Source organism: Paenibacillus sp. FSL H3-0321 (assembly GCF_038002865.1).
GTDB lineage: Bacteria > Bacillota > Bacilli > Paenibacillales > Paenibacillaceae > Paenibacillus_AQ.
In genome coordinates this window covers 2551040-2564968 of record NZ_JBBODH010000001.1, presented here as the reverse complement: position 1 = coordinate 2564968, position 13929 = coordinate 2551040, and the positions used below count along the sequence as shown (strand labels likewise).

Below are 13929 nucleotides of genomic sequence, written 5' to 3'. Positions count from 1 at the left end.
CGTGTTGAACGATTGATATTGCTAACATGATGAAAAATAAGTGTTGCATTGAATCGGAAAACATGATATATTATAAGAGTTGCTGGTGACGAGATAATCGACACTGACAACGAGCTTGATCTTTGAAAACTGAACAACGAGTGAGTATGGAAATCACGCAAGTGAGATCCAAAATTAGAGAATGTAAATTCTCGTCAGATGTTTCAAATTGAGCAATCGCTCTTTCTAAATACCAATTTGGAGAGTTTGATCCTGGCTCAGGACGAACGCTGGCGGCGTGCCTAATACATGCAAGTCGAGCGGAGTTATGAAGGAGCTTGCTCCCGATTAACTTAGCGGCGGACGGGTGAGTAACACGTAGGCAACCTACCTCTTTGACTGGGATAACTACCGGAAACGGTAGCTAATACCGGATAATTCCTTTGTTCACATGGACGAAGGATGAAAGGCGGAGCAATCTGCTACAAGGAGATGGGCCTGCGGCGCATTAGCTAGTTGGTGGGGTAACGGCTCACCAAGGCGACGATGCGTAGCCGACCTGAGAGGGTGAACGGCCACACTGGGACTGAGACACGGCCCAGACTCCTACGGGAGGCAGCAGTAGGGAATCTTCCGCAATGGGCGAAAGCCTGACGGAGCAACGCCGCGTGAGTGATGAAGGTTTTCGGATCGTAAAGCTCTGTTGCCAGGGAAGAACGTCCGGTAGAGTAACTGCTACCGGAGTGACGGTACCTGAGAAGAAAGCCCCGGCTAACTACGTGCCAGCAGCCGCGGTAATACGTAGGGGGCAAGCGTTGTCCGGAATTATTGGGCGTAAAGCGCGCGCAGGCGGCTATTTAAGTCTGGTGTTTAAACCTTGGGCTCAACCTGAGGTCGCACTGGAAACTGGGTGGCTTGAGTACAGAAGAGGAAAGTGGAATTCCACGTGTAGCGGTGAAATGCGTAGATATGTGGAGGAACACCAGTGGCGAAGGCGACTTTCTGGGCTGTAACTGACGCTGAGGCGCGAAAGCGTGGGGAGCAAACAGGATTAGATACCCTGGTAGTCCACGCCGTAAACGATGAGTGCTAGGTGTTAGGGGTTTCGATACCCTTGGTGCCGAAGTTAACACAGTAAGCACTCCGCCTGGGGAGTACGGTCGCAAGACTGAAACTCAAAGGAATTGACGGGGACCCGCACAAGCAGTGGAGTATGTGGTTTAATTCGAAGCAACGCGAAGAACCTTACCAGGTCTTGACATCCCTCTGAATCCACTAGAGATAGTGGCGGCCTTCGGGACAGAGGAGACAGGTGGTGCATGGTTGTCGTCAGCTCGTGTCGTGAGATGTTGGGTTAAGTCCCGCAACGAGCGCAACCCTTGACTTTAGTTGCCAGCAGGTAAGGCTGGGCACTCTAGAGTGACTGCCGGTGACAAACCGGAGGAAGGTGGGGATGACGTCAAATCATCATGCCCCTTATGACCTGGGCTACACACGTACTACAATGGCCGGTACAACGGGAAGCGAAGCCGCGAGGTGGAGCCAATCCCAGCAAAGCCGGTCTCAGTTCGGATTGCAGGCTGCAACTCGCCTGCATGAAGTCGGAATTGCTAGTAATCGCGGATCAGCATGCCGCGGTGAATACGTTCCCGGGTCTTGTACACACCGCCCGTCACACCACGAGAGTTTACAACACCCGAAGTCGGTGGGGTAACCCGCAAGGGAGCCAGCCGCCGAAGGTGGGGTAGATGATTGGGGTGAAGTCGTAACAAGGTAGCCGTATCGGAAGGTGCGGCTGGATCACCTCCTTTCTATGGAGAATCGTCACCTGCAACGGTGACATTCAAATCGGAAGCTTAGCTTCCAAATTACTCACTCGTTGGTCAGTTTTGAGAGTTTAAGCTCTCAAGTAACACCTTGATCCTTGAAAACTGGATACCGAAACGAATTTGCGTTTTAGAACATCTTTTAGCTGAAGCTTGTGTAAACAAGTTTTAATTATAGCGATGCTAGCGATTTTCCTTCTGGAAAAACGCATTGGTTAAGCTAATAAGAGCACACGGAGGATGCCTAGGCGCCAGGAGCCGACGAAGGACGTGGCGAACAACGAAACTGCCTCGGGGAGCTGTAAGCAAGCTTTGATCCGGGGGTGTCCGAATGGGGAAACCCAGCTGTGGTAATTCGCAGTTACTTCTCTCTGAATACATAGGGGAGATAGAGGCAGACCAGGGGAACTGAAACATCTAAGTACCCTGAGGAAGAGAAAACAATAGTGATTCCGTCAGTAGCGGCGAGCGAACGCGGAACAGCCTAAACCAAGGGGCTTGCCTCTTGGGGTTGTGGGACGTCTCACATGGAGTTACAAAGGAATATGGTAGGTGAAGAGGTCTGGAAAGGCCCGCGATAGAGGTAAAAGCCCTGTAGCCTAAACTGTGTTCTCTCCGAGACGGATCCCGAGTAGTGCGGGGCACGTGAAACCCCGTATGAATCCAGCAGGACCATCTGCTAAGGCTAAATACTACCTGGCGACCGATAGTGAAACAGTACCGTGAGGGAAAGGTGAAAAGCACCCCGGAAGGGGAGTGAAATAGAACCTGAAACCGTGTGCTTACAAAAAGTCAGAGCCCGATCTATGGGTGATGGCGTGCCTTTTGTAGAATGAACCGGCGAGTTACGTTTAACATGCAAGGTTAAGGTGAGAAGCCGGAGCCGCAGCGAAAGCGAGTCTGAATAGGGCGATTTAGTATGTGGACGTAGACCCGAAACCGTGTGATCTACCCCTGTCCAGGGTGAAGGTGCGGTAACACGCACTGGAGGCCCGAACCCACGTATGTTGAAAAATGCGGGGATGAGGTGGGGGTAGCGGAGAAATTCCAATCGAACTCGGAGATAGCTGGTTCTCCCCGAAATAGCTTTAGGGCTAGCCTCGGTGAATGGAGTGGTGGAGGTAGAGCACTGATTGGGTGCGGGGCCCGCAAGGGTTACCAAGCTCAGTCAAACTCCGAATGCCATTAACTTCTTGCCGGGAGTCAGACAGTGAGTGCTAAGATCCATTGTCAAAAGGGAAACAGCCCAGACCATCAGCTAAGGTCCCCAAGTGTGTGTTAAGTGGGAAAGGATGTGGAGTTGCACAGACAACCAGGATGTTGGCTTAGAAGCAGCCACCATTGAAAGAGTGCGTAATAGCTCACTGGTCGAGTGACTCTGCGCCGAAAATGTAACGGGGCTAAACACACCACCGAAGCTATGGCTAGATGCTTTGCATCTGGGGTAGGGGAGCGTTGTATGCAGGTTGAAGGTGTACCGTAAGGAGCGCTGGACAGCATACAAGTGAGAATGCCGGTATGAGTAACGAAAAGATCAGTGAGAATCTGATCCGCCGAAAGCCCAAGGTTTCCTGAGGAAGGCTCGTCCGCTCAGGGTAAGTCGGGACCTAAGGCGAGGCCGAAAGGCGTAGTCGAAGGACAACAGTTTGAAATTACTGTACCACCGTAATCCGCTATGAGCGATGGGGTGACGCAGGAGGGTAGTGACGCGGACTGATGGATGTCCGTCTAAGCAGTGAGGCTGGTGTGTAGGCAAATCCGCACACCATTAAGGCTGGGCTGTGATGGGGAGCGAAAATTATAGTAGCGAAGGTCATGATCTCACACTGCCAAGAAAAGCCTCTAGCCAGGAGAAGGTGCCCGTACCGCAAACCGACACAGGTAGGCGAGAAGAGAATTCTAAGGCGCGCGGAAGAACTCTCGTTAAGGAACTCGGCAAAATGACCCCGTAACTTCGGGAGAAGGGGTGCCTCGGTAGGGTGAATAGCCCGAGGGGGCCGCAGTGAAAAGGCCCAAGCGACTGTTTAGCAAAAACACAGGTCTGTGCGAAGCCGCAAGGCGAAGTATACGGGCTGACGCCTGCCCGGTGCTGGAAGGTTAAGGGGAGCGGTTAGGAGCAATCCGAAGCTGTGAACCGAAGCCCCAGTAAACGGCGGCCGTAACTATAACGGTCCTAAGGTAGCGAAATTCCTTGTCAGGTAAATTCTGACCCGCACGAATGGCGTAACGACTTGGGCGCTGTCTCAACGAGAGATCCGGTGAAATTTTAATACCTGTGAAGATGCAGGTTACCCGCGACAAGACGGAAAGACCCCATGGAGCTTTACTGCAGCTTGATATTGAATTTGGGTACGATCTGTACAGGATAGGTGGGAGCCGTAGAGGCAGGAGCGCAAGCTTCTGCGGAGGCGCCGTTGGGATACCACCCTGATCGTATCTAGGTTCTAACCTGGTACCCTAATCGGGTACGGGGACCGTGTCAGGCGGGCAGTTTGACTGGGGCGGTCGCCTCCTAAAGAGTAACGGAGGCGTTCAAAGGTTCCCTCAGAATGGTTGGAAATCATTCGAAGAGTGCAAAGGCATAAGGGAGCTTGACTGCGAGACCAACAAGTCGAGCAGGGACGAAAGTCGGACTTAGTGATCCGGTGGTACCGCATGGAAGGGCCATCGCTCAACGGATAAAAGCTACCCTGGGGATAACAGGCTTATCTCCCCCAAGAGTCCACATCGACGGGGAGGTTTGGCACCTCGATGTCGGCTCATCGCATCCTGGGGCTGAAGTAGGTCCCAAGGGTTGGGCTGTTCGCCCATTAAAGCGGTACGCGAGCTGGGTTCAGAACGTCGTGAGACAGTTCGGTCCCTATCTGTCGTGGGCGCAGGAAATTTGAGAGGAGCTGTCCTTAGTACGAGAGGACCGGGATGGACGTACCGCTGGTGCATCAGTTGTTCCGCCAGGAGCATGGCTGAGTAGCTACGTACGGACGGGATAAGCGCTGAAAGCATCTAAGCGTGAAGCCCCCCTCAAGATGAGATTTCCCGATTAGTAAGACCCCTTGAAGACGACGAGGTAGATAGGTTGGAGGTGGAAGTGCAGCAATGCATGGAGCTGACCAATACTAATCGGTCGAGGGCTTATCCAAGAATAAGACGCAGATTTGTTTCGGATTCAGTTTTCAGGAATCAAGTTCTGATTCATGAGGCCCAAGTGGCCAAGTGATGAAGATTTGTTTTCAGCATTTGGCGATGCTGAGACCTGAATTTAGCATTTGTACCGCAAATGCCCGTTTGGTGGCGATAGCGGAGGGGTTCCACGCGTACCCATCCCGAACACGACCGTTAAGCCCTCCAGCGCCAATGGTACTTGGACCGAAGGGTCCTGGGAGAGTAGGACGCCGCCAAGCACAGAGACCACTGTTGATTTAATCAGCAGTGGTCTTTTGTTTATGCTACGCTTTGCCAATACTAGGAATGGAAAGAACTCAAGGGGAGACTTTTAATGATCATCTGGATTAATGGTGCATTTGGATCTGGAAAGACGGAAACGGCTTATGCACTAAACCGCAGAATACCACAATCTTTTGTGTTCGATCCGGAGAATGCAGGATATTACATCCGAGATAACATTCCGCACGAGATATCCCAAGATGATTTTCAGGATCATCCTCTTTGGCGCGAAATAAACTATTCCATGCTAAAATACATAGAATCTCAGTACAGTGGAACTATTATTGTACCTATGACCATTACGGATTCCGGCTACTTTATGGAGATTGTTGGCAGACTAAGGCAAGAAGGTGTAGAGGTTCATCATTTCACCTTATGTGCTTCCCAGGAGACGCTGCTTAGAAGATTGAATAGCCGGGGGGACTCTAATAACTCTTGGCCCGCCCAACAGATTGAGCGATGTCTCAAGGGCCTTGGCCAGGAGATATTTCAATGCCACCTGGATAATGACCAGTTGACAGTTGAAGAGGTAGTAGAGGCTATAGCGTTGCAACTGGGTATCACCCTGTTACCCGCATAATTTCAGCTCTAATTATTGCAGATTAGCTAGCTTGAAGATCTTACTGAAAGAAATAAAATTATAAAATCCTTATAAACTATTGCTATATAGTCTTATAATTGATATAATACTTTTTGTTGTCACAAAAGACAACTTTATTGTGGCCCGTTGGTCAAGGGGTTAAGACACCTCCCTTTCACGGAGGTAACATGGGTTCGAATCCCATACGGGTCATCAACTTTTTATCGAATTCCGCTGATAAAGATTGCTTTTATCAGAAGAATGTGTTAAGATCATTAAGTTGCTTCTTTCATTGGAGGCTTAGCTCAGCTGGGAGAGCATCTGCCTTACAAGCAGAGGGTCGGGGGTTCGATCCCCTCAGCCTCCACCAGAGGATTCCTTAAATAGCGGAATGTTGTGCTTCTGGGAAGATCAAAGAAATAAACACTTTTTACTGACGCGGGGTGGAGCAGCCCGGTAGCTCGTCGGGCTCATAACCCGAAGGCCGCAGGTTCAAATCCTGCCCCCGCAATTATTTGGAACCGTGGTGTAGTTGGCCTAACATGCCTGCCTGTCACGCAGGAGATCGCGGGTTCGAATCCCGTCGGTTCCGCCATTTATGGCACCGGGTTAGAATCTCAGCAATATCATACATACTGTGTGCGGACGTGGCTCAGCGGTAGAGCATCGCCTTGCCAAGGCGAGGGTCGCGGGTTCGATTCCCGTCGTCCGCTCCATAATATGCGCCCTTAGCTCAGCTGGATAGAGCGTTTGACTACGAATCAAAAGGCCGGGAGTTCGAATCTCTCAGGGCGCGCCATTTTTAATCTAATAATTAAATATACGCCGGCGTGGCGGAATGGCAGACGCGCTCGACTCAAAATCGAGTGGGAAACCGTGGAGGTTCGAGTCCTCTCGCCGGTATTAGCTAAAAAGGTTATGAAATTGTATTTATACAATTTCATAACCTTTTTTTATATTTTAATGGTCTGAACTCCATGCTTTTACAAAGGAAACTTTTGACCTCAATTTGAGATGGGCTTTAAGGTTTGCAATTGTTAAATCATCACTATGTCCGAGCCATTCCTGAACATAGGCACCCGGAATAATCACCGGCGCATCCGCAGTCCTGTGGGTGCACCAGTGATTGACTGGAAAGCAGGAAGATGATAATGAGCAGCGGCGGCTTTTATCCCAATTCTGTCTGTGAATAATTCAGCTTGTATTCCTTGGGACTCATCCCTGTGTATTTGGAGAACACATGGGTGAAATAAGCAGGTGTCTCAATACCGACTGCTTCCGCGACTTCAAATACTTTACTCGCCGGATTCCTGAGTAATTTCTTGGCCATTTCAATCCGGTACTTGTTGATCGCGTCGATGATGGACTCGCCGGTTACTTTCTTGTAAAGGCGGCTGAGGTAGCTGCTGTTGATATGGATATGGTTCGCAATAATCTGCAGATTCAGGTTCTGGTTGTAATGCTCTCTTATAAATTTCTGGCATTCTATAACAATGTAATTGGGCTGCTTGTCATTAAATGCCACTGCCCTCGAGCAGCTTCGAATCAAGCGCTTTAAGGTGTCTGCCAACAACTGAATGCTCTTGCTCTCCTGGATTTGCTTATAAACCATGGATTGGCTTTCTTCCAACTCCGGTGCGAAGGGGTGGCTGGCGCTTAGCAAGCGGAAACAGTATGAACCGATAAGCAGACAAGCCACCTTTACATTCTCAATCGGCTCTTTGATACTCCTGTAGCTCTCAAGTAACTGATCCAGTTGTTTAATTGCCAGATCACTTTGTCCTTGTTGCAGATATTCAACAATTTGCTCTGCGGCATGATGGGGAGGAGCTCCGGGAGTGAGTGTCTGGTTAGTATGAGGCATATAAACAGCCACATAATTATCGCTATAAAAGCTGCCTTGCAGCGCTTCTCTTGCCTCACGGTAAGCCTTTGACAGCGTCAGCACATCCCGGTGTATCAAACTGATGCCGATATTAAGATGGAATCGTCTAAAGTTCTCTGCCATGGCGAGAACTTCATTGCAAATCGTGAGCAAGGCTTGTGTGGAGACTGCTGCGTTGCCGCCGCCCATGGAGACAATAGCCAGCAAGGAGTTTTTTTTCATTGGCATTATATAAGAGGGCCGTTTCTCGAAGGCTAGCACAAGGAATTGGCGAATGGAAGCCAAGAACCGGTGATATTCATTCGTTGGGGGGGAGCTGAGCGTATCCTTAACCTCCAGATGGACTCCGAAATAGTTCTCCAATTGCAAACCAAGCTCTCTTGAGCGGCTGAACAAACTCGCTTCATCGCTGATCAAGCCTTGGGCGGCCTCCTTCAGAAATTTCTCACTGATTTCGGAAAGATTGTCGTTGATTTTGCTCTCCAGCTGTCTCAATTTCTGCTTCTGTTCTTTCTCCTTTTCTAGCAGCCGCGTTGCTTTTTCAATCGCCCCGGGAATCTTCTCTGTGGGATTGGACTTGACCACAAAATCTACTACTTCATACTGAATGGCAGTTTGGGCATAGGAGAAGTCAGCGAAGGCTGTAAGGAGGATGACCTTGATCTGCGGAAAGTTCCGGTGTACATGGTCCGATAAAGCAAGACCGTCCATCCCCGGCATGCGGATATCGGTTACAATAATATCGATATCATAATGGCTGAGCATCTCCACGGCTTCCATCCCATTGGAGGCTTCACAAATTACCTCACATTGGAGAGCCCCCCAATCAATAAAACACTTCAGCCCTTTTTTGATAACAGGCTCATCATCAACGATCATTACGTTATACATGCGATAGTTCCCCCTGATCTACTGGTATGTGAAGGGTAACTTTGGCTCCCGCCCCAAATTCGCTCTCGACATCAACTCCATAAGGCTCGCCGTAGACCAGCTTGACCCGTTTATGTGTGTTGATCAGACCAATATTGTTGTGGCCTTGTTTGCGCATAGTCATGCTTTCGAAATTACACCAATTCCGGGGGACATACTCAAATCCATTGCCATTGTCCGTAATCTCAAAATAGATCGAATCGTTTCTGCGGTAAATGTGGATGTGGATGATTCCTTTGCCCAGCTTTTTTTCCACACCGTGAACAACGGCATTTTCCACCAAAGGTTCGACACTAAGCTTGGGAAGCAACAGATCCAGTATGGCCTCGTCCTCAATATGGATCGTATACTCAATTTTATCCTCAAACCTTTCTTTCTGCAGATAAAGATAAAATTTGATATAATCCAGTTCCTGACGAATCGGGACCTTGGCCAGACTATTGGAATAAATACCTGCCTGCAGCAGCTCCGTAAGGGACGTCACCATTTTGTAAACGGTCTCATCTTTAGATAATTTTGCTTTGTAGCCAATGGTAATCAACGTATTGAACAGGAAATGGGGATTCATCTGGGCTTGCAAAAATTTGATCTCCGACTCTTTGATCAGCAGGTGCTTCTCATAAACTTCCTTGATGAGATAATTGATTTCTTCCGTCATTCTGTTGAAGGTGGTACTCAACTGATTGAGCTCCACATCTTTGTAGGCCGGCATCCTTGTGTTGTAATCACCTTTCTTTACCTTACGAATACTCCGCAGCAGATCACGGATGACTCGGGTAAAGCGAAGAGATAACAGGACGCCTGCTGCGAGGGATATGAAAGCAATCAGAGCGATAATCCAAATGTAATTATGCATGCTTTCGGACAACTTGGAGAGTACTTGCTTCTTAGGGATGCCTGCAATGAAGGTAAGCCCGGTTGTGCCGATGCTGCGGGAAACAGCCAGGTAGCTTTCCTGGTTGATCTTGACTTCACTTACTTCGGCATTGTCTTTCAGCGCATAGACAGCGGGAGAAACGATAGAACCCAACTCTTGCTTATCGGCACTGGAATAGATGGCTCCCCGGTTATCAATGATGTAAGCCATAGCACCCGGGAAGGCGAGCAGCCCGGAATATTTTTCTGCTAAATCCGCCTCATTCGTGCCAAAAATCAGCACAAGGCGCTGCTGGGGAAGGTTGATATTGGATACAATTCGTGTGAAATAGATGGTACGGTCCTCGAGGTTTGGAGTGATAATTTCCTTGCCCCGAACGATGCCATTAACCGAATGATAGACAGCGAGATTGTTCTTGTTAATTTGTTCAAGGTTGGGCTGTGACTTTAGAACGGATATATAATTGTCCGCATCAAAAAAAACATAAGCCGTTGACAGCAGGCTGATATTCCAAGCGTTGTTGAACATAAGGCTGTATCTCAGGTCTTCTTCCATTTCACTTTTATTGATAAATATTTTGTAGTAGTCGTCTCCCGGAGACACATCCTCGATTGACCAGGTTCGTACCGTTTTATTGGCGAGGAAATGCAGAGAGGTATTATCAATAATCTGAAAAGATTTCTCGATATTGTCGTTGGTCTGGCGGATCAGAAGAGACAGATTATCATTGGCATTCCTCGTCAGAATCCCGGAGATGCTCCAATAGAAATAGCAGCCAGCGAAAGTCATCGGCAGAAGAATAAGAAGAAAGATTATAATCACAATTTTATTCCTTACCGGAATGCGGGAGATAACTCCATAAATTGGGCGAAGGCTGAGACGTCGCATGATCTGTTCATTGGACATGCTATCTGCTCCTTGATTGATGATACTATAGTAAAGCTATTATATAATCTTTTTTCTGTGGCGAATAGTCGAACAGAACGAAATGCAGCCATTTCCGGCCATGTGGTAAAGAAAACAACAAAGAGTTAAAGAAATCTGAAAGCCCTTTCAGTTTTCCCGCTGTTTTGCCATATTTGCTCAAGATATTATAAAAGATAATACCGAAAAACCAATTCATTCGCATTTTTCTTTGTTCTACAATGAGAGCTGTAACAAACCGCAATTGGCCGCAGCGTTACGACCCTGCATCAAGCCATCATTATTAAAAGGGGGATTTGATTTGAGAAAGCCATTCTACAAAGCGAGCTGTACCTTAACAAGCACTCTGATTCTGGCCATGTCCATTTCGGCATGCGGATCACAGAATTCATCAGAGAACAGCGGGGCGCCCGCAACTGCTGCACCATCCGCCTCGGGTCAGGCAAGCACCGCTCCTACTGCCAAGGCGCCGGTGAAAATTTCTTATCTTACCTTCCGGGTGGGCACTCATGCATCAGCCAAGCTGGAGGAGGAACAGATCAAGCAGTTTAATGCCAAGTATGGTGATGAAGTGGAAGTTGTGGTTGAAGAAATCCCAAGTGATTCCGCGTATGAGGACAAACTGAAGATTCTGGCAGCCTCCGGGGATGTTCCGGATGTCGTCATGGGCAAGAACGGAATTAATGAGATTTTGATCAAGGGTAATCTTGCAACCCCTTTCAATGACTATTTGGATAAGGACCCGGAATGGAAGGCAGCAGTCGGCGAAGCGGCGCTTGCTGCCAATACCCGGGATGGAAAGGTCTGGTCGATCAGCGATCAGAAGCAGAACATCGGTTATTTCTACAACAAGGAAATGTTTGAGCAGGCAGGGATCAAGCCGGCGCAAACTTGGGATGAATTTATGAGCAACAACGAAAAGCTCAAGGCAGCAGGCTTTGTTCCGCTCGCGTTGATGACCGGGGAGAATGCCTGGACAACCAACCTGATTCTCGCTGCCATCGTCGGCACAAACGGGGATAATGGCAATTCGTTCATGAACACACTGCACCCCTCCAACTTTAATACGCCAGAAATGATTCAAGCACTCAACTTGATGAAGACGATACTGGAGAAGTATACGACCAAGGATGCGCTTGGTGCCGGATACGCCAATGCAGCGAACACCTTCTGCCAGAACAAGGCGGCTATGATTGCCAATGGTCCCTGGATGATCGGTGACTTTAGCGACCCGGCCAAATCCAGTGAAGGGTTCGACAAAAAGGTGGGTGTCGCAGCATTTCCGAACAACAGCATGATCTCAACATATGAGGTTGGCTATATGATCGGAGCCAAAACACCGAAAACCCGTGACGCCGCCGAGAAATTCATCCGTTTCAAGACGGGGTTGGAGGGACAGAGCATCGCGCTTGAATATGGCAATGTGATGCCGGTATCCAATGAGATTCAGCCTTCGGATGCGCTGAAGCAGAAATATCCGATTTTTGTTGAAGCCATAGCTGTAGCCCAAAAGACGCAGGTTCATTATGCATCGTTTGACTCCATAGTCTACCCCAACATAACCGACGCCTGGAAGAACCTTTATCCGAAGCTGGTATTCGGCCGATCGACGGCAGAGGAGATTACCAAGGATCTGACGGATCTTGCAGCCAAAAGTAAATAAACAGCAAGCTGACGATTGAGAGTACGAATTGTCCGATTGGGGAGGACCATATGGATGGTTAGGAAAAATAGAGGGTACATCACACTTTTCTTGTTGCCGGCTGTTGCACTGTTTATTATTGTCTATGCCGTATCGCTTGTCATTCTGTTCGGTACATCCTTTACAGAATGGTCGGCCGGACGAAAACCGGTTTTTATCGGTCTCGTCAATTATATCCAACTGTTTACTGACGATTCTGATTTTCGTAAGAGCTTTCTGAATACGGTTGTCTGGGTTTTGCTTCAGTCCACGATCCACGTCGCCATCGGTACAGTATTCGCGATTATTCTCAGTATGAAAGAATTCTATTGGAAGTTTGCGCGAACGGTTTACATGTTTCCCAACATCATCTCAGGCGCAGCCGTTGGTATGCTGTTCTTATGCATGCTCAATCCTGATTTCGGTGCAGTGAACAGCATTGTCCGCTTGTTTGGTAATGCGGATTACGCTCAGAACTGGTTCATGGATTACGCAACCGCCTTCTTCTCTGTCACAATGACCTGGTTGCCCTATGCGGCTGTCGTTACCATTCTGATTCTGGCCGAGATTGCAGCAATTCCGGAAAGCCTGTTTGAATCGGCGCGTATCGACGGGGCCAGCGAGTTGAAAATCAATCTGTATATCATCATTCCTATGCTGCGTAATATTATTGGCACCTGCGTGATTTTAGCCGGAACAAGTATGCTGCAGAAGATGGATATTATTATGATGACGACAGGTGGCGGACCCGGCAATGAAACAATGAATCTGCCCATTTATATTTACAAGACCGCACTCATGGACAATAACTTTGGTTATTCCAATTCGGTGGGCGTCTTCCTAATCGGCTTTGGCTTGCTTTTTGTTCTGCTTTGCCGAAATCTGTTCAGAATAGGCAGCTCCCATAACTGAATGGAGCGACTGGGGTGAGAATGTTGAAAAAAGTTTTGGTTGTGCTCAAGTATGGTTTTGTGCTCCTGCTTGTACTGTTGTCGCTTGGTCCGTTCCTGTGGGTGCTGATGGCTTCATTTAAGACAAATGCCGAGATTTTGACCAATTCGCTCGGCTGGCCAAGCAGCTTCCGCTTTTCCAATTACTCCATGGCCTTCAAAATTGCGCCGATTTCCCGGTTTTACATCAACAGTGTGATCGTTGGTATCTTCGGGACATTATTAAATTTGCTTCTTCTCGGAATGGCAGCCTATGTCTTGGCACGCTTTCAGTTCCGCTGCAAGAAGCTGCTGATGGGAGCATTCTCCCTTTCTCTGCTGATTCCGGGGGCTGCCATGCTGCAGCCGCTATATTTGACGGTTAACACGTTGGGGCTTTACGACAAGCTGATTGGACTTATTATCGTTTATGCCGGCTTTGGTTTGCCGGTCTCGCTCTATATTCTATCAAGCTATTTCCTGACTATTCCCAAGGAAATGGAGGAATCGGCTTATCTGGACGGTGCCAGCTTCATCAAGACGTTCTTCAAAATTATTTTGCCCATATCGAAGCCGGGCTTCGGCACGGCGGGTGTGATGCAGTTTCTGCTCTGCTGGAATGAATTTCAATTCGCTATAATTCTGACGACGGGCAATCAAAGCCGTACACTGCCGCTTGCGCTCTATTATTTCAAAAGCCAATTTGCCAGTGATTATGGAGTCATGTTTGCTGCTACGATGGTCGTTATCATACCAAGTATCCTGGTTTATATCGTGTTGCAGAAGCAAGTTGTATCCGGACTTGCCGCAGGAGCGGTCAAGGGATGATGAACCGGATGATGACAAAAGAGAAAACACCAGAGAAACTGAGGGG

General features: G+C 48.5%; 6 protein-coding genes, 7 tRNA genes and 3 rRNA genes. 14 read left to right on the top strand and 2 right to left on the bottom strand.

All coding sequences use genetic code 11. The annotated features are described in order from the left end of the window. The first annotated feature begins 234 nt into the window (after positions 1 to 234). The 11 genes from MHI45_RS11285 (at position 235) to MHI45_RS11235 (ending at position 6732) form a co-directional block, all read left to right on the top strand. A 16S ribosomal RNA gene (locus MHI45_RS11285) occupies positions 235 to 1790 on the top strand. A gap of 228 nt (positions 1791 to 2018) precedes the next feature. Next, positions 2019 to 4945: ribosomal RNA gene (locus MHI45_RS11280) — 23S ribosomal RNA — on the top strand. Between the two features lie 144 nt (positions 4946 to 5089). After that, positions 5090 to 5206 (top strand): 5S ribosomal RNA (rrf, locus tag MHI45_RS11275). Together the 16S, 23S and 5S rRNA genes form the textbook arrangement of a ribosomal RNA operon. Before the next feature lie 95 nt (positions 5207 to 5301). Further along, on the top strand, positions 5302 to 5829 hold the full coding sequence (locus MHI45_RS11270; RefSeq protein WP_083675984.1) for an AAA family ATPase: 528 nt from the start codon (positions 5302 to 5304) through the stop codon (positions 5827 to 5829). A gap of 141 nt (positions 5830 to 5970) precedes the next feature. Then, positions 5971 to 6042, top strand: a tRNA-Glu gene (locus MHI45_RS11265). An 81-nt stretch (positions 6043 to 6123) separates the two neighbouring features. Then, a tRNA-Val gene (locus MHI45_RS11260) sits at positions 6124 to 6199 on the top strand. A gap of 67 nt (positions 6200 to 6266) precedes the next feature. Beyond that, positions 6267 to 6340, top strand: a tRNA-Met gene (locus tag MHI45_RS11255). Between the two features lie 6 nt (positions 6341 to 6346). Continuing rightward, positions 6347 to 6424, top strand: a tRNA-Asp gene (locus MHI45_RS11250). A 46-nt stretch (positions 6425 to 6470) separates the two neighbouring features. After that, a tRNA-Gly gene (locus tag MHI45_RS11245) sits at positions 6471 to 6545 on the top strand. Between the two features lie 6 nt (positions 6546 to 6551). Then, a tRNA-Arg gene (locus MHI45_RS11240) sits at positions 6552 to 6628 on the top strand. A gap of 25 nt (positions 6629 to 6653) precedes the next feature. Continuing rightward, positions 6654 to 6732: transfer RNA gene (locus tag MHI45_RS11235), tRNA-Leu, on the top strand. A 265-nt stretch (positions 6733 to 6997) separates the two neighbouring features. Here the strand turns inward: MHI45_RS11235 and MHI45_RS11230 are convergent. Both MHI45_RS11230 and MHI45_RS11225 read right to left on the bottom strand, forming a co-directional pair. Beyond that, complete coding sequence (locus tag MHI45_RS11230; protein ID WP_076109181.1) at positions 6998 to 8605, bottom strand: response regulator; 1608 nt, start codon at positions 8603 to 8605, stop codon at positions 6998 to 7000. Beyond that, the gene (locus MHI45_RS11225) at positions 8598 to 10427 is read right to left on the bottom strand and encodes a sensor histidine kinase (RefSeq protein ID WP_076109180.1); all 1830 of its coding nucleotides are present in this window, start codon (positions 10425 to 10427) and stop codon (positions 8598 to 8600) included. The genes MHI45_RS11230 and MHI45_RS11225 overlap by 8 nt, the downstream gene beginning before the upstream one ends. Positions 10428 to 10746: 319 nt before the next feature. Between MHI45_RS11225 and MHI45_RS11220 the strand changes: the two genes are divergently transcribed. From MHI45_RS11220 to MHI45_RS11210, 3 genes are read left to right on the top strand one after another with little or no spacing between them, the layout of a single operon-like run. Beyond that, complete coding sequence (locus MHI45_RS11220) at positions 10747 to 12108, top strand: ABC transporter substrate-binding protein (RefSeq protein WP_341119061.1); 1362 nt, start codon at positions 10747 to 10749, stop codon at positions 12106 to 12108. A gap of 54 nt (positions 12109 to 12162) precedes the next feature. Beyond that, positions 12163 to 13038 (top strand): carbohydrate ABC transporter permease, encoded by an 876-nt coding sequence (locus MHI45_RS11215; protein WP_038595646.1) that lies wholly within the window; start codon positions 12163 to 12165, stop codon positions 13036 to 13038. A gap of 20 nt (positions 13039 to 13058) precedes the next feature. Further along, positions 13059 to 13883 (top strand): carbohydrate ABC transporter permease, encoded by an 825-nt coding sequence (locus MHI45_RS11210; protein WP_341119154.1) that lies wholly within the window; start codon positions 13059 to 13061, stop codon positions 13881 to 13883. The last annotated feature ends 46 nt before the right edge of the window (positions 13884 to 13929 follow it).